Annotated in this window: 19 protein-coding genes; 12 read left to right on the top strand and 7 right to left on the bottom strand. The window is 71.9% G+C overall.

Annotation, left to right across the window (positions count from 1 at the left end; all coding sequences use genetic code 11):
• Positions 1–144: 144 nt before the first annotated feature.
• A complete protein-coding gene (gene fabG, locus WAB15_RS10445) occupies positions 145–849 on the top strand; it encodes a 3-oxoacyl-[acyl-carrier-protein] reductase (protein WP_393501107.1) in 705 nt (234 codons plus the stop codon).
• Positions 850–854: 5 nt separating this feature from the next.
• On the top strand, positions 855–1,631 hold the full coding sequence (gene fabI, locus WAB15_RS10440) for an enoyl-ACP reductase FabI (protein ID WP_393501110.1): 777 nt from the start codon (positions 855–857) through the stop codon (positions 1,629–1,631).
• A gap of 200 nt (positions 1,632–1,831) precedes the next feature.
• On the opposite strand, the gene WAB15_RS10435 is transcribed toward fabI, so the two are convergent.
• The gene (locus tag WAB15_RS10435; protein ID WP_399150022.1) at positions 1,832–2,512 is read right to left on the bottom strand and encodes a FadR/GntR family transcriptional regulator; all 681 of its coding nucleotides are present in this window, start codon (positions 2,510–2,512) and stop codon (positions 1,832–1,834) included.
• Positions 2,513–2,654: 142 nt separating this feature from the next.
• Here WAB15_RS10435 and WAB15_RS10430 point away from each other — a divergent pair, with 142 nt between their 5' ends.
• The 4 genes from WAB15_RS10430 (at position 2,655) to WAB15_RS10415 (ending at position 5,165) form a co-directional block, all read left to right on the top strand.
• Positions 2,655–3,983, top strand: a complete 1,329-nt coding sequence (locus tag WAB15_RS10430) for a CynX/NimT family MFS transporter (RefSeq protein ID WP_407286047.1) — start codon at positions 2,655–2,657, stop codon at positions 3,981–3,983.
• Between the two features lie 16 nt (positions 3,984–3,999).
• Positions 4,000–4,116 (top strand): SGM_5486 family transporter-associated protein, encoded by a 117-nt coding sequence (locus WAB15_RS10425; protein WP_393501117.1) that lies wholly within the window; start codon positions 4,000–4,002, stop codon positions 4,114–4,116.
• A gap of 215 nt (positions 4,117–4,331) precedes the next feature.
• Positions 4,332–4,559, top strand: coding sequence for a hypothetical protein (locus WAB15_RS10420; protein ID WP_399150024.1), 228 nt, complete (start codon positions 4,332–4,334; stop codon positions 4,557–4,559).
• 87 nt (positions 4,560–4,646) lie between these two features.
• Positions 4,647–5,165 carry a SixA phosphatase family protein gene (locus WAB15_RS10415; RefSeq protein ID WP_407286046.1) on the top strand — a complete coding sequence of 173 codons (519 nt, stop codon included), beginning with the start codon at positions 4,647–4,649 and terminating at the stop codon, positions 5,163–5,165.
• A 148-nt stretch (positions 5,166–5,313) separates the two neighbouring features.
• Here the strand turns inward: WAB15_RS10415 and serB are convergent, their stop codons facing one another.
• The gene (gene serB / locus WAB15_RS10410; protein ID WP_399150025.1) at positions 5,314–6,561 is read right to left on the bottom strand and encodes a phosphoserine phosphatase SerB; all 1,248 of its coding nucleotides are present in this window, start codon (positions 6,559–6,561) and stop codon (positions 5,314–5,316) included.
• A gap of 545 nt (positions 6,562–7,106) precedes the next feature.
• On the opposite strand from serB, the gene WAB15_RS10405 reads away from it, so the two are divergent.
• Positions 7,107–9,662, top strand: coding sequence for an FHA domain-containing protein (locus WAB15_RS10405; protein ID WP_399150026.1), 2,556 nt, complete (start codon positions 7,107–7,109; stop codon positions 9,660–9,662).
• Between the two features lie 107 nt (positions 9,663–9,769).
• On the opposite strand, the gene WAB15_RS10400 is transcribed toward WAB15_RS10405, so the two are convergent.
• The 4 genes from WAB15_RS10400 to WAB15_RS10385 all read right to left on the bottom strand — a co-directional run bounded on the left by WAB15_RS10400 (position 9,770) and on the right by WAB15_RS10385 (position 13,591).
• The gene (locus tag WAB15_RS10400; RefSeq protein ID WP_399150027.1) at positions 9,770–10,516 is read right to left on the bottom strand and encodes a transglycosylase SLT domain-containing protein; all 747 of its coding nucleotides are present in this window, start codon (positions 10,514–10,516) and stop codon (positions 9,770–9,772) included.
• Positions 10,517–10,831: 315 nt separating this feature from the next.
• The gene (locus WAB15_RS10395) at positions 10,832–11,548 is read right to left on the bottom strand and encodes a nitroreductase family protein (protein ID WP_399150028.1); all 717 of its coding nucleotides are present in this window, start codon (positions 11,546–11,548) and stop codon (positions 10,832–10,834) included.
• Positions 11,549–11,564: 16 nt separating this feature from the next.
• On the bottom strand, positions 11,565–12,719 hold the full coding sequence (locus WAB15_RS10390) for an S-adenosylmethionine:tRNA ribosyltransferase-isomerase (RefSeq protein ID WP_407286045.1): 1,155 nt from the start codon (positions 12,717–12,719) through the stop codon (positions 11,565–11,567).
• Entirely contained in the window at positions 12,716–13,591 is an 876-nt protein-coding gene (locus tag WAB15_RS10385; RefSeq protein ID WP_407286044.1) for an SDR family NAD(P)-dependent oxidoreductase, read from the bottom strand. Before WAB15_RS10385 ends, WAB15_RS10390 begins: the two co-directional genes overlap by 4 nt.
• A gap of 194 nt (positions 13,592–13,785) precedes the next feature.
• On the opposite strand from WAB15_RS10385, the gene WAB15_RS10380 reads away from it, so the two are divergent.
• The 5 genes from WAB15_RS10380 to WAB15_RS10360 all read left to right on the top strand — a co-directional run bounded on the left by WAB15_RS10380 (position 13,786) and on the right by WAB15_RS10360 (position 16,808).
• Positions 13,786–14,943 carry a GAF domain-containing sensor histidine kinase gene (locus tag WAB15_RS10380; RefSeq protein ID WP_399150031.1) on the top strand — a complete coding sequence of 386 codons (1,158 nt, stop codon included), beginning with the start codon at positions 13,786–13,788 and terminating at the stop codon, positions 14,941–14,943.
• Complete coding sequence (locus WAB15_RS10375) at positions 14,936–15,583, top strand: response regulator (protein WP_399150032.1); 648 nt, start codon at positions 14,936–14,938, stop codon at positions 15,581–15,583. The genes WAB15_RS10380 and WAB15_RS10375 overlap by 8 nt, the downstream gene beginning before the upstream one ends.
• A 189-nt stretch (positions 15,584–15,772) precedes the next feature.
• Positions 15,773–16,015, top strand: coding sequence for a chaplin (locus tag WAB15_RS10370; protein ID WP_407286043.1), 243 nt, complete (start codon positions 15,773–15,775; stop codon positions 16,013–16,015).
• Positions 16,016–16,168: 153 nt separating this feature from the next.
• Positions 16,169–16,414: a chaplin gene (locus tag WAB15_RS10365; RefSeq protein ID WP_407286042.1), complete on the top strand. Its 246-nt coding sequence runs from the start codon at positions 16,169–16,171 to the stop codon at positions 16,412–16,414.
• Positions 16,415–16,562: 148 nt separating this feature from the next.
• Positions 16,563–16,808, top strand: a complete 246-nt coding sequence (locus WAB15_RS10360) for a chaplin (RefSeq protein ID WP_407286041.1) — start codon at positions 16,563–16,565, stop codon at positions 16,806–16,808.
• Positions 16,809–16,913: 105 nt separating this feature from the next.
• On the opposite strand, the gene WAB15_RS10355 is transcribed toward WAB15_RS10360, so the two are convergent.
• Positions 16,914–17,726, bottom strand: coding sequence for a hypothetical protein (locus WAB15_RS10355; RefSeq protein ID WP_407286040.1), 813 nt, complete (start codon positions 17,724–17,726; stop codon positions 16,914–16,916).
• Between the last annotated feature and the right edge of the window lie 17 nt (positions 17,727–17,743).

Below are 17,743 nucleotides of genomic sequence, written 5' to 3'. Positions count from 1 at the left end.
CGCCGTGGCGCGTCGGCCGGGTTCTGTGGGGACCCGACAGTGACCGGGCCGCGTGCCTGTCCGTGCTCGATTCCACGGAAGGGGCCCGTGACCGATAGTTTCGTATCGAACGCAGGACGGACAGAAAAGGGAAAGGGTGATCTCTTGAGCCGCTCGGTTCTGGTCACCGGAGGTAACCGCGGCATTGGCCTCGCCATCGCCCGTGCCTTCGCCGAGGCAGGCGACAAGGTCGCCATCACCTACCGCTCGGGCGAGCCCCCCGCCGGGTTCTTGGCCGTGAAGTGCGACATCACGGACGGCGAGCAGGTCGAGCAGGCCTACAAGGAGATCGAGGAGAAGCACGGTCCGGTCGAGGTGCTGGTGGCCAACGCCGGCGTCACCCGCGACCAGCTGCTGATGCGGATGTCCGAAGAGGACTTCACCTCGGTCCTGGAGACCAACCTCACCGGCACGTTCCGGGTGGTCAAGCGCGCCAACCGGGCGATGCTGCGGGCCCGCAAGGGACGCGTCGTGCTGATCTCGTCCGTGGTGGGCCTGATGGGCGGCGCCGGCCAGGCGAACTACGCCGCCTCCAAGGCCGGTCTGGTGGGCTTCGCCCGCTCGCTCGCCCGGGAACTGGGCAGCCGCAACATCACCGTCAACGTCGTCGCGCCGGGTTTCGTCGACACCGACATGACCCGGGTGCTCACCGACGAGCAGCGGGACAACATCGTCAAGCAGGTGCCGCTCGCGCGGTATGCGCAGCCCGAGGAGATCGCCTCCTCGGTCCGCTTTTTGGCCTCCGACGAGGCCGCGTACATCACCGGAGCCGTCATTCCCGTCGACGGCGGATTGGGCATGGGTCACTGATCAGCATGAGTGGAATCCTCGCAGGCAAGCGCATCCTGGTGACCGGAGTCCTCACCGAGGGGTCCATCGCCTTCCACGCGGCCAAGGTCGCGCAGGAGCAGGGCGCGGAGGTCGTTCTCACCGGCTTCGGGCGGGTCTCGCTCGTGGAGCGCATCGCCAAGCGGCTGCCCAAGCCGACCACGGTCATCGAGATGGACGTCACCAACCCGGAGCACCTGGACGGTCTGGCCGCCAAGGTCAGCGAGTACTTCGGTGACGACGAGGGCATCGACGGCATCGTGCACTCGATCGCCTTCGGCCCGCAGGGCGCGTTCAACTTCCTGGAGGCCGACTGGGCGGACGTCTCGACCGCGCTGCAGGTCTCCTCGTACTCCCTGAAGTCGCTGACCATGGCGCTGCTGCCGCTGATGGAGAAGCGCGGCGGTGGCTCGGTCGTCGGCATCACCTTCGACGGGTCGATCGCCTGGCCGAAGTACGACTGGATGGGCGTCGCCAAGGCCGCCCTGGAGTCCACCGGGCGTTACCTGGCCCGTGACCTGGGCGGGCGGAACATCCGCGTCAACATGGTCTCGGCCGGCCCGATCAAGTCGATGGCCGCCAAGTCCATCCCGGGCTTCGAGGAGCTGGCGGACGTCTGGAACCACCGCGCGCCGATCGGCTGGGACCTGGCCGACCCGGAGCCGGCGGGCCGTGGCGTCGTCGGTCTGCTCTCGGACTTCTTCCCGAAGACGACCGGTGAGATCGTGCACGTCGACGGCGGCGTGCACATGATGGGCGCCTGACGCCCCGATCCCGATCACGTCCGTACTGCCCGTCCCGGCCACCGGGGCGGGCAGTACGCGTGGGGGCGGGCGGTACGGTCTGCGGGAATACCGTCCACCCCCGCTCCGTTGTGGCCCCGCAGGGGGCGCCGGCATCCCCTACGGGAGCCGTTCGATCCCCCCTTAGGGCCCCCCGCCCCCTCAGGACCCCGGTACGCCGCTCACGGCCCCGGTACGGCCATTCGGCAGCCGAAGGGGTGCGCGCCCGCCTCGGCGGCGGCCAGCTCGGCGTCGCCCGCGCGGATCGCCTCCACCAGCCGGGAGTGGTCCATGTGCGCCTCCGGGCGCAGCTCCTCGCCGACATCGGCGCGCAGGAAGTCGCGCAGCACGCCGCCGAGGTCGGCGTAGATCTCGGCCAGCACCTCGTTGTGCGAGGCCGACACGATCGCCATGTGCAGGGTCGCGTCCGCCTCGACGAAGGACTCGGCCGCACCGGACTCCCAGGCGGCCTCGCGCCGCTCCAGCAGTGCGTCGATCTGCCGCAGGTCCTGGTCGGTGCGGCGGCGGGCGGCGAGCCGGGCGGCGCTCGCCTCCAGGGCACTGCGCAGCTCGGCGACGTGCTCGGGCTCGGCGGCCGCGAACCGGCGGTTCATCACCCCGGCCAGCTCGCTGGTCGCCACCACGTAGGTGCCCGAGCCCTGCCGGATGTCCAGCAGCCCGTTGTGGGCCAGCGCGCGTACCGCCTCGCGAACGGTGTTGCGGGCCACGCCGAGCTGCTCGACGAGTTCCGGCTCGGTCGGGATACGGGATCCCACCGGCCACTCACCGGAGGTGATCTGGGCGCGCAGCTGCGCGATCACCTGGTCGGCCAGCGCGGACCGGCGGGGCGAGGTCAGAGGCACAACTGCGCTCCGGGGTGCAGGGGTGGACGGGCGGCGGCGCGGCGTGCGAGGGCCGTCGCGGCCCCCGGGAGCCGTCCGGGACAGCCGAGGCTAGCGATGTCGGCTGGACAAGCATTCATCCCATGATTCTATGATGACGTCCATGGCAGACGAAGACCTCGCGACCCTCGGCCCGGCGGCCGGGCCCCGCACCACCTCCACCGCCCTGCGCTCCGAGGGCGCCGAGCCGCAGGTCGGGCCCGGTGCGGCCGCGGCGGAGAGCGGCCGGGCCGGCGGCGCCGTCGGCCGCTGGCTGCCGTGGATCGTGACGGCCGGAATCGTCCTCGCGGCGCTCAACCTCCGCCCGGCCATCACCAGCCTCGGTCCGCTGATGGCGGAGGTCCGCGCGAGCCTCGGCATGAGCGCCAGCGTCGCCGGACTGCTGACGTCCGTACCGGCCATGTGCTTCGCCGCCTTCGGTATCGCCGCGCCCCGGCTGGCCCGGCGCTGGGGGCCCGGCGCGATCGTCTGCGCCGGCATGGCCGCGATCGCCGTGGGCGTGGCGCTGCGCCCGTTCGCGGGCGGCACCGGCGGCTTCCTGGCCGCCAGCGCGCTCGCCCTGGCCGGCATCGCGGTCAGCAATGTCCTGATGCCGGTCGTGATCAAGAACTGGTTCCCCGACCGGGTCGGCCCGATGACCGGGCTGTACTCGATGGCGCTGGCCCTGGGGACCTCGCTCGCCGCGGCGCTCACCGTGCCCATCACCGAGGGGCTGGGCGGCAGTTGGCGCATCGGCCTGGCGGTGTGGGCCGCGCTCGCCGCGGTCGCGGCGCTGCCCTGGCTGGCCGTGCTGCGGCAGCGCGGGGTCGCCGCCGGCCCGGCCGCCGATAGCGACCGCCCCGAGGAGGCGCCGGTCCGGATCACCTCGTCACCGACCGCCTGGGCGCTGGCCGTCTTCTTCGGGCTCCAGGCCACCGCCGCGTACATCACCATGGGCTGGATGCCGCAGATCTTCCGCGACGCCGGGGTCTCGGCGGGGACCGCGGGCGTGCTGCTCGCCGTCACCATGGCCATGGGCGTGCCGCTCTCCTTCGTCCTGCCGCGGCTGGCGTCCCGGATGCGGCACCAGGGTCCGCTCGCGGTGGCGCTCGGCCTGTGCGGTCTGGCGGGTTACGCCGGGCTGTGGCTGGCCCCGGCCGCCGGCGCCTGGGCCTGGGCGCTGCTGATGGGCGTCTCCAACTGCGCGTTCCCGCTGGCCCTGACGATGATCGGGATGCGCTCGACCAGCTCCGCCGGCGTCGTCAAGCTCTCGGCCTTCGCGCAGAGTGTCGGCTATCTGATCTCCATCCCCGGGCCGCAGCTGGTCGGCACGCTCTACGACCACAGCGGCGGCTGGGGGCTGCCGATCGCGCTGATGGCGGGGCTGATGGTGCCGCAGATCGCGGTGGGCGTGCTGGCGGGCCGGGACCGCCGGATCGAGGACGAGGCCTGAGTGCGACACTGGGCGCATGCCAGTGCTCGAACCGAATCCGCAGGGCGGCCAGAAGAAGCTGCTCCTCGTGCTGGGCCTCATGCTCGGCGTGACCGTCGTCGTCGCGATCGTGGCGAGTATCGCCGCTCCGTGAGCCGCCCGCGGCCCGACCCGCGGGTCCGCCGGCGGGTCCGGGGTGGGGGTAGCCCCACCGTCCCCTAGGGGGACAGGGTCAGGGGTAAGTGGGTGGCTTCCCGGGTGGGCACGGCCGCCGGTGATCCGTAGCTTCGAAGTACACCGCACACGGCGGTGGGCGCGCCGCGGCCCGCGGGCGCGCAGCCCTTCGACGCCGCCACGGAGGCGATCCGCATGTCCGCCGCGTCCAGCCCGTCACCCGCGGTCAGCCGGTCACCCGCAGTCAAGGCCCGCCGCTTGCGGACGCGGCTGCCGTGGTGGGCGCTGGCGCTACCGGTGGTCTCGTTCATAGCCCTGCTGGCGCTGGTGGCGAGCGCCTCCGAGGCGAGCGCGGCGAGCCCTCCGCAGGGCCTGACGTGGCTGCTGGAGGCCCTTGCCCGGATCGTCCCCATAGGTGTCTGAGGACCGTCCGCGCCCGGCGTCACCCGGCAGGGGGGAGCGCTTCAACACCCCGAGCCCCGTGCCGTCTTTCGTGCGAAGCTGGGACGCATGAGCGCCGATACACCCCGCCGGATTGTCCTCCTCCGACACGCCAAGGCCGAATGGTCGGACACCGACGACCATGAGCGTCCGCTTGCGGACCGCGGCCGCAAGGATGCCCCGGTGGCCGGCCGCTGGCTGGCCGGGGCCGGGATCAACCCCGATCTGACCCTGTGCTCGACGTCCGTACGCACCCGCGAGACGTGGAAGCTCGCCGTCCATGAGCTCCCCGAGCGACCCAGGACCGTCTATGACGAGCGGATCTACGAAGCGTCTCTGGGCGAGCTCATCGCGCTGCTGAACGAGACCTCCGACGAGGTCGACGACCTGATGCTGGTCGGCCACAACCCGGGAGTGCACGCGCTCGCCGACGCGCTCGCCGGTGAGTCCGACGGTGATCTGCTGCCGCGGATGAACCGCAGCGGCTTCCCGACCGCCTCGATGGCCGTGATCAGTTTCAACGGCTCCTGGAAGTCGGTCGAGCACGGCGTCGGACGGCTGGTCGCGTACTGGACACCGCACGCGTGATCCCGCCGCCTTCGCGCGCGCAGCGGGCGCGGAAGGCGGCCCGGATACGACCGGAGGGCCCCGGCAGCCGTGTGCCGGGGCCCTCCCGTGTGTCCTCGTCGGATGGCGTGCGCGTCATGCCCTGGTCGGATGCGTGCGCGCGGTGCGCTCACTCGGCGTGGGTGTCCGCCGCCTCGACCTCTTCGCGGGTGACGCCCAGCAGATACAGCACGGTGTCCAGGAACGGCACGTTCACGGCCGTGTGCGCCGCCTGGCGCACCACCGGCTTGGCGTTGAAGGCCACACCGAGGCCCGCCGCGTTGAGCATGTCGAGGTCGTTGGCCCCGTCGCCGATGGCCACGGTCTGGTCGAGCGGAACCCCGGCCTGCTGCGCGAAGTCCCGCAGCAGCCTGGCCTTGCCGGCCCGGTCCACGATGTCTCCGGTGACCCGGCCGGTCAGCTTGCCGTCGACGATCTCCAGGGTGTTGGCGGAGGCGAAGTCCAGCCCCAGCTCGTCCTTGAGCGCATCGGTGACCTGGGTGAACCCGCCCGATACGACGCCGACTTGGTAGCCGAGCCGCTTGAGGGTCCGCACCAGGGTCCGGGCGCCGGGGGTGAGCCGTACCTCCTTGCGCACGGCCTCGACCACCGACTCGTCGAGCCCGCCGAGCAGCTCGACCCGGGCGTGCAGGGACTGCTCGAAGTCCAGCTCGCCGCGCATCGCGGCGGCGGTCACCTCGGCCACCTCGGCCTCGCAGCCGGCGTGCGCCGCGAACAGCTCGATGACCTCGTCCTGGATCAGCGTGGAATCGACGTCCATCACGACCAGCCGCTGGGCCCTGCGCTGCAGCCCGGCCGCCACCACGGCGACGTCCACGCCCAGCTGCGCGGCCTCCAGTGCCAGCGCGGTGCGCAGCGCCTCGGTGGCCGTGCCGGACACCGCGAATTCCACGGCGGTCACCGGATACTTGGCAAGGCGGAAAATACGGTCGATATTGCCGCCGGTGGCCGTTATGGCGGCGGCGATGGCGGCGGTGGACTCCGCGGTGAGCGGGTGTCCCAGCACGGTGACGTGCGAACGTCCGGTGCCGCGCGGACGGTTGTCGCCCCGGCCGGAGATGATCTCCGCCTGGAGGTTCAGTGACTCGGCCCAGCTGTGCACGGTGGCCCGCAGGTCTCCTTCGGAGGAGCCCGAGGCGCCCTTGGCGGGGGAGGGGGTGGTGACCAGTGCGCACAGGGTGATGCGCCCTCGGGTCACCACCTGCTCGATGTCCACGACATCGACGGAGTAGGCGGCGAGGGTGTCGAAGAGACCTGCGGTGATGCCGGGCCGGTCCTTCCCGAAGATCTTCACGAGGAGGGTGGGTACGTCGTCGCCCGGGACGGCGGTGGCAGGCGGGGTCTGCGATGCGCTCATGGTGCCCTTACGGTAACCGCCGGGCCGTCGCGCCCGTACGGGTGTCCGGGGTTCGGACCGCCGCGGCCCGTGCTCCCGTGCACCCGTACACCGGCGCTCCGCCCCGGATGCCCCCGTCGATCGTTATGGAGTCGTGTCCGGCCCGCTCCGGGTGTGGCCGCACCGCCGGAACGCCAACGCCCTTGCAGCGGTGACATGTTCGGGCCGATAACGGAACGCAACCGCGACAGTCCGCGGTCTCGATCATGGTTTTGTCCGCTCCATCCCATAATGCGGCCTGCGGGGCGGACGCGCATCGCGTCCGGGACGGGCCCGACCGACCCCCGCCGGACACCGGAGCGTCCGGGAACACCCGTAATCCGGCGATCCCTGCCCATCCATGGGTTCTTCCCGCGCTCCGGGAGAGTTTGGCGGGCCGCCGCACGAGCCGTCCGCACCCCAGCCCCGTCCCGGTTTCCGGTCCACGGGCCGAGCCTGAAATAGTTCCTCACGATGTTCGCCATCCCTAGACTTCCCATACAGGGCGTCACTCGGGGGACTATGTAATGGGGCATGGAGTGCCTGAACTCGTACTCGAATTGAACGGAAGGACCTGGACGCTCGACCCGTCCCGGTCCTACAACGTGGGCCGTGATCCGCAGGGCGACATGGTGCTCGACGACGCCAGAGTGTCCTGGCGCCACGCCACCGTGCGGTGGGGCGGCCGCAGCTGGATCATCGAAGATCAGGGCAGCACCAACGGCACCTACGTCCAGGGCCAGCGGATCCACCAGATGGAGATCGGCCCCGGCTCGACCGTGCACCTGGGCAACGCCACCGACGGCCCCCGGGTGACCCTGTCCGCCGCGGCGCCGGCCGCCGACGCCTTCCACGCGCAGCCCGCGATGGCGCCGCAGCAGCAGGCCGCGCAGGGCTGGCAGGCACCGCCCGCGCAGCAGCCGCCGGCCCAGCAGCCGCCCGTACAGCACCAGCCGCCCGCCCAGCAGGGCTGGCAGGCGCCGCCGCAGGGTCAGCAGCCGCCGTACGTCCCGCCCCAGCAGGCCGGACAGCCACAGCAGCCCCCCGTGCAGCGGCCGGCCGGCGCCGCCGCCCAGGGCGACCGCAGCCCGACCACGTTCCACCGCCTCGACACGGGCCGGGTGATGCGGATCGGCCGTGCGCTGGAGAACGAGCTGGTCGTCTCCGACCTCCAGGTCTCCCGCCACCACGCCGAGTTCCGCGCCACCCCCGACGGCCGGTTCGAGATCCGCGACCTGGGCAGCCACAACGGCACCTACGTCAACGGCCAGCCGGTCACCAAGTCGGGTACGGCCCTGATCGGCCCGAACGACATCATCGGCGTCGGCCACTCCACCTTCCGGCTGGTCGGCGACCGCCTGGAGGAGTTCGTCGACACCGGCGAGGTCTCCTTCTCGGCCCGCCACCTCACGGTCACCGTCGACGGCGGCAAGCAGATCCTCAAGGACGTCTCCTTCGGCGTCCCGGAGAAGTCGCTGGTCGCGGTGATCGGCCCGTCCGGCTCCGGCAAGTCGACGCTGCTCAAGGCGCTGACCGGCTACCGCCCCGCCGACCAGGGCGACGTCCTCTACGACAACCGGAACCTCTACAAGCAGTTCGCCGAGCTGCGCCAGCGCATCGGTCTGGTCCCGCAGGACGACATCCTGCACAAGGAGCTGACCGTCCAGAAGGCGCTGCGCTACGCCGCCAAGCTCCGCTTCCCCGGTGACACCGCGGAGGCCGAGCGCGAGGCCCGGATCGACGAGGTGCTGCACGAGCTCAAGCTCCATGTGCACAAGGAGAAGAAGGTCACCTCGCTCTCCGGTGGCCAGCGCAAGCGCGTCTCGGTGGCCCTGGAGCTGCTGACCAAGCCGTCGCTGATCTTCCTCGACGAGCCGACCTCCGGCCTCGACCCGGGCATGGACCGCGATGTCATGCAGCTGCTGCGCGGCCTCGCCGACGACGGCCGCACGGTCCTGGTCGTCACCCACTCCGTGGCCGAACTCGGCATCTGCGACAAGCTGCTGGTGATGGCCCCCGGCGGTGGCGTGGCCTACTTCGGCCCGCCCGAGGAGGCGCTGAACTTCTTCCAGTACGAGACCTGGGCGGATGTCTTCTCGGCCTTCGAGAACTACCGCGACTACGACTGGATGGGCCGCTGGCGCGGCTCCCCGCACTACCAGATGTACGCCGCGGACATCGACGCCGTCGCCCCGCAGTCGGTGGCGATCCAGCCGCCGCCGGCCCGCATGCAGAAGTCCCAGAGCTGGGGCTCGCAGCTGTGGACGCTGATGCGGCGCTATGTCTCGGTGCTCGCCTCCGACCGGGGCTTCCTGGGGCTGATGGTGATCCTGCCGGCGGTCCTCGGCGTGGTCTCGATGCTGATCCCCAGCGACTACGGCCTCGGCTACGGGCCGCTGAACAAGCACCGCACCAACCGCGACGCGAGCACGATCATGCTGATCCTCGCGGTCGGCATGTGCTTCTCGGGTGCGGCCAACTCGGTCCGTGAGCTGATCAAGGAGCGGGTCATCTACGAGCGGGAACGGGCCACCGGCCTGTCGCGCTCGGCGTACCTGATGTCCAAGGTGATCGTGCTCGGTGTGGTCACGGCCATCCAGGGCGTGATCATCGCGGCGATCGGCTTCTCGACCCGGAACATGCCCACCGAGGGCCTGGTGATCGAGAAGGCCCCGGCCATCGAGATGGCGCTGGCGATCATCGCGCTGGGCTTCACCTCGATGATGTTCGGCCTGATCATCTCCGCGCTGGTCAAGACCGCCGAGAAGACCATGCCGTTGCTGGTCATGTTCGCCATCGTCCAGGTCGTCTTCACCGGCGTGCTCTTCCAGCTGTTCGACACGCCCGGCGTCGCCCAGTTCGCCTGGCTGATGCCGTCGCGCTGGGCCGTCGCCGCGATGGGCGCGACCGGCGACATGAACACCCTGCTGCCGTGGGAGCTGGGCAACCCCGACCCGCTGTGGAAGCACCAGACCGGCGTCTACGTGATGGACATGATCATCCTGATCAGCCTGGGCGTCGGGCTCGCCTTCGTCGTCGCGCGGCTGCTGCGCCGCCACGAGCCGGAGGTCATGCGCAAGTAGCGCGCCCCCGCAGCGCGCGGCACAACGCCCGAGGGGCGGCACCCGGAAGCCGGGTGCCGCCCCTCGGGCGTGCTGTGCTGTGTGCGCGGACTGCGTGAACCGGCGGCTCAGTAGGCCGAGTTGACGTTGTCCATCGAGCCGTACTTGTCGGCGGCGTAGTTGCAGGCGGCGGTGATGTTGGCGACCGGGTCGTAGATGTTCCACGAGGTGCCCTCGACGTGCCACGTCTTGAAGGTCGGGGCGATGACCTGCAGCAGGCCCTTGGACGGGATGCCGTTCTGGGCGTTGATGTCCCAGAGGTTGATCGCCATCGGGTTACCGCTCGACTCCCGGATGATGTTCCGGTAGATGCCGTTGTAGGAGCCCGGGATGCCCTTCTTGGCCATGACGTCCAGCGACTCGCGGATCCAGCCGTCGAGGTTGTCCGGGTAGGTCTTGACGGCCGGCTTCGGGGCGGCGGCGGGGACCGCGGTGCGCACGGCGGACCGGCTGGCGGCCTGCTTGGCCTTGCGCGCCTTCTCGGCCTTGGCCTTCGCCTCGGCGGCGGCCTTCGCCTTCGCGGCCTTCTCGGCGGCGGCCTTCTTGGCGGCGGCCTCGGCCCTGCCCTTGGCGGCGGACTTCTCGGCCTGCTGGGTGATGGTGGCCTGCTGGGTCTTGGCGGCGGTGTCCACCGCGCTGAAGGCGACCGGCTTGGCGTTCTCGACGGCGTCGGCCTGGGCCTTGCCCTGACCTGCGTCGGCCCCCGGAACAATGCTGAAGACCAGTGCGGCGGCACCGGCGGCGGCGACACCGGCGACGGAGAGCTTGTGCGTCCGGGTCAGGCGGTTCAGACCAGAAGTGGCGTGCTTAGGCATGGCGGGACAGACCTTCCGATGGGGGACATCGCACGGGCCCTGAGCGGTGGCGAACGCCGAGTTCCGAACCACGGCGCCGAGCGACGGGAGCCATTCTTAGCGGCCGAAAATTGCCCCGGCAAAGGTGTGACGTACGATCCCGGTTAGTGGAACCCTGGGCGGGAATATTGCGTCCCGTACCGTCATTTCCCAGCTCACGCCCTATTTGGGCGACCACTAACCCGGGTCGTAAGTGATGTGCGTCCTATTAGCGGCGTCACACCGCGGAACGGTTTATCTCGCCAGACGTAATTGCAAACGCACAGTCCGTAGAGGTCAGATCTCCACCACGATCTGGTCAAGGGACTTTCGGACCAAATCGGGCACTTCGCACTCCGGGGCGGGATATCCCACGGGGATCACCGCGAAGGCCTTCTCGTTGGCGGGCCGCCCCAGCACCTCCCGCAGGAAGCGCATCGGGCTGGGCGTGTGCACCAGCGCCGCCAGCCCCGACAGATGCAGCGCGGACAGCAGCATGCCGACCGCGATGCCCACCGACTCGTCCACGTAGTAGTGCTTGCGCCTGCTGCCGTCCTCGCCCAGCCAGTGCCGCTGCTGGAAGACGACGATCAGCTGCGGGGCGTCGGTCAGATGCGGCTTGACCTCGTCCGTGCCCAGCGGCCGCAGCGCCGCGAGCCACTCCTCGCCCAGCCGCCCCTCGTAGGACAGCCGCTCCTCGGCCTCGGCCGCCGCCCTGATCCTCCGGCGTACCTCGGGGTCCTTGACCAGGACGAACGTCCAGGGCTGCTGATGCGCCCCCGACGGCGCGGTGGCCGCACAGGCGATCGCGTCCCGTACCACCTGCTCCGGGACCGGGTCGGCGGAGAACTGGCGGACCGTGCGCCGCCGGGCCATCCGCTCGCGCAGCTCGGCGGCGCGGGCCAGCGACTCGGCCGCGGGCATCCGCTCGGGCCGGTACGGGACGGGCCGGTAGGGCGCACCGTGGGTCGGCGTCCAGTGTGTCGTGGCGTCTGACTGCGTTGGTTGCGACATACACCGAGTCTGGAACTCAGTCCGGCAGCAGCAGATGCAGATCGCCGAATTCGTGCCACAGGTAGCGGCGCCGCACCGCCTCGGCGTAGGCGCGCCGCAGCGCCGCCCCGTCCGCCGTCGCGGCCGCCACCGCCCGGAGCATCAGCAGATGCGAGGCGGTGGGCTCGTGCAGCCCGGTGAGCAGGCCGTCCACCGCCCGCACCCCCCGCTCCGGTGTCACCACCAGATCCGTCCAGCCGGCCGCCGCCCGCACCCGCCCGTCCGCCCCGGTCGCCGACTCCAGCGCCCGTACGGCGGTGGTGCCCACCGCGATGACCCGCCCCCCGGGCGCGCCCCGCTCCGGACCGCACGCCCGCAGCGCCGCCCTCCGCCGCGCCCGTACGGCGTTCACCAGCCACGCCGTCGTCGGCGGCACCGCGAACCGCTCCGGATACGGCGGCTCGAACGCCTCCGCCGACGCCACCCCCGTATGCAGCGAGATCGGCGCGAACTGCACCCCCCTGCCGACCAGCCGCGCCACCAGCTCCGGGGTGAAGGGCCGGGCGGCGCTCGGCATCTCCGCGCTGCCCTCGCCGGGGGAGTCCACGGCGAACACCGTCTGGTACGCGGTCAGCGGCTGGTCCCGGTCCGTGTAGCCGTAGCGGATCGGCCGCCCGTGGCGCCGCATCAGCTCCGGCACCCGCACCCCCGCCGGCCGCGCCCACCACAGCCGCCGGCCGCCGGGGTCCACCGGGGCCTGGAGCACCAGCCGCCCCCCGCCCGGCAGCCGCACTGCCACACCGGCCGGTCCGCCCGCCCGCGGCCGGGTGCTGCCCCGGCCGTCCGGGGTGCGCAGCTCCACCGCCCAGCAGCCGGCCATCGCCCGGCCCGCCGGGTGCCGGCGGTCCGCCCGGGTCGAGAAGTGCACCACCACCGGCTCACCGCGCCCGCGCCCGTCGCCGATCCTGCCGTCCACCGCCGCGGGCAGTGTCCGTGAGGTGTTCACCACCAGCACGTCCCCGGCCGCCAGCAGCTCCGGCAGCTCACCGAAGGCGTGGTGGCCGATCCCGGCCGCGCCCCGGCTCACCATCAGCCGTACGGCGTCCCGGCCCAGGCCCGGTCCGCGCTGCTCGGCCGGCAGCCGCGCCGACAGCTCCTGCGGGACCGGCACCTCGGCCACCTCCGCGATCACCGGGAGCTCGCACCGTCGGGCGCGGGCAGCGGCTCCGCGGCCGTGTAGCGCCCACTGACGGCCGCCCCGTCCAGCAGCCGCAGCAGCGCCGGGACCACCGCCTGGGGCAGCGGCCGCCCGGAGTCGTCGTCGTCCGGCACCGCGGCCGCGTACAGCTCGGTCCGCATGTCGCCCGGGTCCACCCACCACACCCGCAGCCCCGGCTCCTCCACCGCGAGCACCGCCGACAGCTGCTCCAGCGCCGCCTTCGAGGCCCCGTAACCGCCCCAGGTCGGATAGGCCTCGACGGCGGCGTCCGAGCTGACGGTGAGAACGGCGCCCTGGAGCCCTACATAAGGGTGCGAATCGGACAAGTCGCCATTTTGGGAATTCTCGGAATAAGGGTGCGGATCGTATGCCTCGGTGGGGTACCCATCTCCCCTAAAAGGTGCGTCCCCTATATAAGGGGCCTCTCCTTCATACGAGGGCGGATAGGAGAAATATGAGGAGTTACGCAAAAGAGGCAAAGCCTCCTTGATGAGCCCCAGCGGTGCCACCACGTTCACCTCCAGCGCCCTCCGCAGCCCCGCCACCGGAAGCTCCGCCAGCCGCACCAGCGGCTCGGCCCCCAGCGCGCTGGCGTTGTTCACCAGCAGATCGAGCCCGCCCAGCTCCCCGGCCGCGGCCACCAGCGCCGCCCGGTGCGCGCCGTCCGCCACATCCCCGGGCAGCGCCATCACCCTCGCCCCCGCCCCGCGCAGCTCCCGCGCCGCCTCGGCCAGCGGACCGGCCGACCTGGCGTCCACCACCAGATCCCAGCCGCGTTCGGCCAGCGCCCGGGCGAGCGCCCGGCCCAACCCCTTCGAAGCCCCCGTGATGATCGCCACCGGCATGATCGCGTCCCCTTTCCCCTGTGGGCCCGCGGGCCGAGCCCACGCCAACGCCCTCACCGTAGGAACGCCACCACCCCGCGGGCGTCGGCCGCCGGACCGGCCGTGGCCAGGGCATTCGGCCTAGGCCGCGGGTCCTAGACGGAAGGCGTCGCCGGACCGATACGGGCCGCTCACCCCGCCGGTACGGTGAGGCCATGACCAACGGACCGGGAGCCGGGATCCCCGCGGTGAGCACCGCGATCCTGGCGATGAGCAGGCATCTGGAGGTGCGCGACGTCCTGAAGACGATCGTGGCCTCGGCCCGCGAGCTGCTGGACGCCGAGTACGCCGCCCTCGGTGTGCCCGACGATCACGGTGGCTTCGCCCAGTTCGTGGTGGACGGCGTCAGCGCCGAGCAGTGGAAGGCCATCGGCCCGCTGCCCCGGCAGCACGGCATCCTCGCCGCGATGCTGCACAACGCCACCCCCGAGCGGCTCGCCGACGTCCGCGAGGACCCCCGCTTCGGCGGCTGGCCGGCGGCTCACCCGGACATGTCCGACTTCCTCGGCCTGCCGGTCGCCGACGGCGACGAGATCCTCGGCGCCCTCTTCCTCGCCAACAAGCGCTGCCCCAAGGACGCTCCCTCCCGCCAGGCCGGCTGCGGCTTCACCGAGGACGACGAGCGGCTGCTCGGCATACTCGCCCAGCACGCCGCCATCGCCCTGACCAACGCCCGCCTCTACGAGCGCAGCCGCGAGCTGACCATCGCCGGCGAGCGGGCCCGCCTCGCCCACGAACTGCACGACGCGGTCGCCCAGAAGCTCTTCTCGCTCCGCCTCACCGCCCAGGCCGCCACCGCCCTGGTCGACCGCGACCCGGCCCGCGCCAAGGACGAACTGCACCAGGTCGCCGCGCTGGCCGCGGAGGCCGCCGACGAACTGCGCGCCGCCGTCGTCGAACTGCGCCCCGCCGCCCTGGACGAGGACGGACTGATCGCCACCCTGCGCTCGCAGATCCAGGTCCTGGACCGCGCCCACTGCGCACGGGTCACCTTCGCTGCGCAGGGCGTACGGGCGCTGCCCGCCGCCCAGGAGGAGGCCGTGCTCCGGGTCGCCCAGGAGGCGCTGCACAACGCCCTGCGGCACTCGGGCGCCGAGCACGTCGAGGTCACGCTCTCCCGCAACGGCCACGGCGCGCTGCTGCGGATCGCCGACGACGGCAGCGGCTTCGACCCCAAGGCCGTCCGCCGGGCCGGCCGCCACCTCGGGCTGGTATCGATGCGCGACCGTGCCGGCGGCGTCGGCGGAAAGCTCACCGTGGAGTCGGAGCCCGGAAAGGGCACCGCTGTCGAGATGGAGGTGCCCGGTGGCTGACACCGGCTCAATCCGCGTACTCCTGGTCGACGACCACCAGGTCGTCCGCCGGGGCCTGCGGACGTTCCTGGAGGTCCAGGACGACATCGAGGTGGTGGGGGAGGCCTCCGACGGGGCCGAGGGCGTCGCCGCCGCCGAGCAACTGGGTCCGGACGTCGTCCTGATGGACGTCAAGATGCCCGGGATGGACGGCATCGAGGCGCTCCGCAAGCTGCGCGAACTGAACAACCCCGCACGGGTGCTGGTGGTGACGAGCTTCACCGAGCAGCGCACCGTCGTCCCGGCGCTACGCGCGGGCGCGGCCGGCTACGTCTACAAGGACATCGACCCCGAGGCGCTGGCCGCCGCCATCCGCTCCGTCCACGCCGGCCATGTCCTGCTGCAGCCCGAGGTGGCCGGCGCGCTGCTCTCCCAGGACGAGGGCAACGGCGGCCAGGGGCGCGGCACCTCGCTCACGGAACGCGAGAGCGAGGTGCTGGGCCTGATCGCGGACGGCCGCTCCAACCGCGAGATCGCCCGTGCGCTGGTGCTGTCCGAGAAGACCGTCAAGACCCATGTCTCCAACATTCTCATGAAGCTCGACCTCGCCGACCGGACGCAGGCGGCGCTGTGGGCCGTCCGGCACGGCATCGGGGCCTGAATCCCGCACCGCTCCGGGGGTCCGAAGGTCGTCCCGTACGACAATGCGTCAAGCCGAACGTCGACTTCCGATCAGAGATTCATACTGTCGTGTAGCCGTAGCCCGTTCGGCGTATCCCTCCTCGGGCCGGGCCGTTGTTCAGTGCAGTCGTGGCGGCTGGTCACGGCAACGGCAATGAGGAGCAAGAGAGTGAAGAACATCAAGCGCGCAGCGGCCATCACGATGGTGGCGAGCGGTCTCGCCCTCGCGGGCGCCGGCGTCGCTTCGGCCCACGGCCCGCAGGCCGGCGGCCAGGCCGTGCACTCCCCGGGCGTCGTCTCCGGCAACAACACCCAGGTGCCGGTGAACGTCGCCACGAACGTCTGCGGCAACAGCCTCCACATCGTGGGCATTCTCAACCCCAACTTCGGTGAGCGCTGCGTCAACAACTGACCGAGGCCCCGCCTGCATGATCCGCGTGACCCGCGCTCCGTCATGATCCCCGCGGGTCACGCCGGACCGGCCCCGTCACCCCTTGGACGAGCGGCCGCTCCGCACCACCACCGTCATCCGTGGCCCCGAGCCACCACCTAAGGAACTCATCTCATGAACACCGTCAAGAAGGCCGCCCTCGTTCTCTCCGCCACCGGTCTGGCCCTCGGTGCCGCCGCCGGCGCCGCGTTCGCCACCGACGGTTCGCAGGCCGGCGGCCAGGCCGTGCACTCCCCGGGCGTCGTCTCCGGCAACAACACCCAGGTGCCGGTGAACGTCCCCGTGAACATCAACGGCAACAGCGGCAACGTGGTGGGCATCGGCAACGCCGTCTTCGACAACGTCAGCGTCAACAACTGACGCTGCCTGATCACGGGCTGAACAGCTCACCTGCCCCGAGCTGTTCAGCCCGTGGGCGCTGCCGGCCCCGGGCACCCGGTCGGCCCTTCGCTCCACACGGCAACCGTCGATGGCGGCCCTGTGTCACCACGTAAGGAACTCACACTCCATGAACACCGCCAAGAAGGCCGCCCTCGTCATTGCCACCACCGGGCTGGCCCTCGGCATCGCCGCCGGCTCCGCGTCCGCCGCCGGCGGTTCGCAGGCCGACGGCAAGGCCACGCACTCCCCGGGCGTCGGCTCGGGGAACCTGGTCCAGGCCCCCGTGCATGTGCCCGTGAACGCCACCGGCAACAGCGCCAACGTCATCGGTGCGCTTAACCCCACGTTCGACAACGAGAGCGCGAACAACTGAGGTTGCCCGGAACGGGGTGAACAGCTCACCTGCCCGAGCTGTTCACCCCGTCCCGGCGACGGCCCCGTCGTCGACCACACAATGGTCCGGCGGGGCCTGTTCCGTTCATCCCCGGCGGCGCTCCCGCTCCTCCATCGCGGAGTTGTACGCCGCCACCTGCGCCCGCCGGGCCGTACGCTCCACCGGCCGCAGCACCTCCGCACGCGCCGCGATCTCCGACGAGCTCACCGCCCCGCCGTGCTCCCCGTCCCCGCCCGCCGCGCGGGCGATGTCGATCAGCGCGCCGACCCGCTGCGCGAGCTCCAGAACCCGCACCGCTCGCGGCGGATAGCCGGGGGCCAGCACCTGCCGTCCCGCCTCCGCCCGCGCCCGGTACGCCTCCAGTGCCGCCTGCGCCACCGGGCCGGACCCGGCCACATCCAGCTTCGAGAGCAGCTCGGTCGCGTCCCGCAGCGCCTCCGCCAGCTCCCGCTCCGCCTCGCCCAGCGACGGCACATCGGCCGGATGCGCCTCCCGCGCCGGCAGGCAGCGCCAGACCACCTCCACATGCACATCGGGCGCGGCACCGCCTTCGGGCCCGGCCTCGTACGCCTCCGGGACCAGCCCCAGCCCGGCACCCGCGGCGAGCACCGCCTCCCCGGCCTCCAGCGCCCGCGCATTGAATTCCGGCGGACCGCACAGCCCCAGCGGATGCCCCGGCACCGGCAGCGCCACCCGGAGGCCGACCGCCCCCAGCGCCCGCAGCCGGCCCAGCGCGAGGGTCAGCCCGACCGGCTTCTCCTCTCCGGGCAGGCCTTCCACGCGGTGCACCGCGTCGTCGTCCGCGATCCGATGCGCGGCTTCATCTGGCGAGACAAGTCCGACCAAAAGGGCATTTCCCCATGCCGCCAGCCGTCCCGAGCGAGGTTCATCGAGCATGGCCCCCAGCCTAGGGA

The sequence above is a fragment of the Streptomyces sirii genome (assembly GCF_045690365.1).
GTDB lineage: Bacteria > Actinomycetota > Actinomycetes > Streptomycetales > Streptomycetaceae > Streptomyces > Streptomyces sirii.
The sequence above is the reverse complement of the archived record's forward strand: the minus strand, read 5'-3'. Positions and strand labels throughout refer to the sequence as shown.

What these genes read in the sequence shown, in the direction of transcription:
- WAB15_RS10405 (WP_399150026.1), top strand. Translation starts at nt 7,107, where the DNA reads ATGGGGCATGGAGTGCCTGAACTCGTACTCGAATTGAACGGAAGGACC.
- WAB15_RS10425 (WP_393501117.1), top strand. Translation starts at nt 4,000, where the DNA reads ATGCCAGTGCTCGAACCGAATCCGCAGGGCGGCCAGAAGAAGCTGCTC.
- WAB15_RS10395 (WP_399150028.1), bottom strand. Translation starts at nt 11,548, where the DNA reads ATGTCGCAACCAACGCAGTCAGACGCCACGACACACTGGACGCCGACC.
- WAB15_RS10380 (WP_399150031.1), top strand. Translation starts at nt 13,786, where the DNA reads ATGACCAACGGACCGGGAGCCGGGATCCCCGCGGTGAGCACCGCGATC.
- serB (WP_399150025.1), bottom strand. Translation starts at nt 6,561, where the DNA reads ATGAGCGCATCGCAGACCCCGCCTGCCACCGCCGTCCCGGGCGACGAC.
- WAB15_RS10400 (WP_399150027.1), bottom strand. Translation starts at nt 10,516, where the DNA reads ATGCCTAAGCACGCCACTTCTGGTCTGAACCGCCTGACCCGGACGCAC.
- WAB15_RS10415 (WP_407286046.1), top strand. Translation starts at nt 4,647, where the DNA reads ATGAGCGCCGATACACCCCGCCGGATTGTCCTCCTCCGACACGCCAAG.
- fabI (WP_393501110.1), top strand. Translation starts at nt 855, where the DNA reads ATGAGTGGAATCCTCGCAGGCAAGCGCATCCTGGTGACCGGAGTCCTC.
- WAB15_RS10355 (WP_407286040.1), bottom strand. Translation starts at nt 17,726, where the DNA reads ATGCTCGATGAACCTCGCTCGGGACGGCTGGCGGCATGGGGAAATGCC.
- WAB15_RS10385 (WP_407286044.1), bottom strand. Translation starts at nt 13,591, where the DNA reads ATGCCGGTGGCGATCATCACGGGGGCTTCGAAGGGGTTGGGCCGGGCG.
- WAB15_RS10360 (WP_407286041.1), top strand. Translation starts at nt 16,563, where the DNA reads ATGAACACCGCCAAGAAGGCCGCCCTCGTCATTGCCACCACCGGGCTG.
- WAB15_RS10420 (WP_399150024.1), top strand. Translation starts at nt 4,332, where the DNA reads ATGTCCGCCGCGTCCAGCCCGTCACCCGCGGTCAGCCGGTCACCCGCA.
- WAB15_RS10365 (WP_407286042.1), top strand. Translation starts at nt 16,169, where the DNA reads ATGAACACCGTCAAGAAGGCCGCCCTCGTTCTCTCCGCCACCGGTCTG.
- WAB15_RS10430 (WP_407286047.1), top strand. Translation starts at nt 2,655, where the DNA reads ATGGCAGACGAAGACCTCGCGACCCTCGGCCCGGCGGCCGGGCCCCGC.